Here is a 213-nt window from a genome sequence, read left to right as displayed (position 1 = left end):
TTTGCCATGGGGCGTGTCACCATGCAGGTGTCAGGTCGCGATGACAGTCCGATGGCAACCATCTGGGATGCTGATATCCTGATCTGGGCTGTGTCCCGTCTCGTGGCTGCGCGCAGGCGGGGTATTCCGGTCTCACCGCGTGTGCAGGGCAGCATGAGTGAAGTGCTGCGCTTCATCGGGCGCGATCCCGCCGCCACCCGCTATGAGCGGCTC

The 213-nt window shown here is 63.8% G+C and carries 1 protein-coding gene; it reads left to right on the top strand.

Features of this window, described 5'->3' with window-relative positions:
- Nucleotides 1-6: 6 nt before the first annotated feature.
- The coding region (locus B7G66_RS16910; protein WP_275404492.1) for a replication initiator protein A at nucleotides 7-213 on the top strand (207 nt) is incomplete at its 3' end.

The organism is Novacetimonas hansenii JCM 7643 (assembly GCF_000964405.1).
Classification (GTDB): domain Bacteria; phylum Pseudomonadota; class Alphaproteobacteria; order Acetobacterales; family Acetobacteraceae; genus Novacetimonas; species Novacetimonas hansenii.
Note: the sequence above shows the minus strand (reverse complement) of the source record. Positions and strands in the feature narration are given on the sequence as shown.